Here is a 685-nt window from a genome sequence, read left to right as displayed (position 1 = left end):
GAATCGCGTTCTTCGCTTGGTTTGAGCTCATCAGTTTATCGAACTTGCGACCGCCGCTAGTCAACTGAGCCGTGGTGTCTGCAATGCTGTCTTTCGCTAGCGAATGTGCGCGTTTTACTTGATCTTGCTGAGTTTTTGACAAGTTACCGTTGTTCATCAACTCTTCTACTTGATCGAAGCCCGCCTTTTGCGTTTTCAGCACGTTGTTGCTTGCCATCTCGGTCTTAATTTCTTTACCCGCTTTGAACGAACCAAGCGCACCGATAATTGCTGTAGCACCCGCTAACACACCAGATACAACCGCCATCGCGATCATCGCGCTAGCAGAGTTGTTCAGCTCTGCCGCTTGGCTTTGCAAACTCGCAACGTTGGCTTCAACCGCAATTTCACGTTGAAGCACTTGCTGTTCACGGCTTAGCTTCGACACTTGGTAAAGCAGCGTCAACAAAGACAGCGATTGAGAAACCGCTTCCGAAGGTGATTTGATCACTTCTTCACCGTTCAGCACTTTCGCGGTAGTGCTCATCAGTAGATCAATCGTTGGTGCAAGCTCACCCATCAGGTTCGCAACCACTTGTGCTTGATTACTGATCGCAGGAGCTTTCGGCCCATCTAATTGATAGCGACCTGCACCAGAAACGTTTGACTCACCGTTGCTTTTTACTGCACCCGCTTCCAATTTGGT

At 49.2% G+C, this 685-nt stretch carries 1 protein-coding gene; it reads right to left on the bottom strand.

The genetic code is table 11. The features are described from left to right. On the bottom strand, positions 1–685 hold a 685-nt coding region (vopD, locus tag R7Z49_RS25270; RefSeq protein WP_318112421.1), incomplete at both ends, for a type III secretion system translocon subunit VopD.

Source organism: Vibrio sp. 1562, assembly GCF_033340155.1.
Taxonomy (GTDB): Bacteria; Pseudomonadota; Gammaproteobacteria; order Enterobacterales; family Vibrionaceae; genus Vibrio; species Vibrio alginolyticus.
Note: the sequence above shows the minus strand (reverse complement) of the source record. Positions and strands in the feature narration are given on the sequence as shown.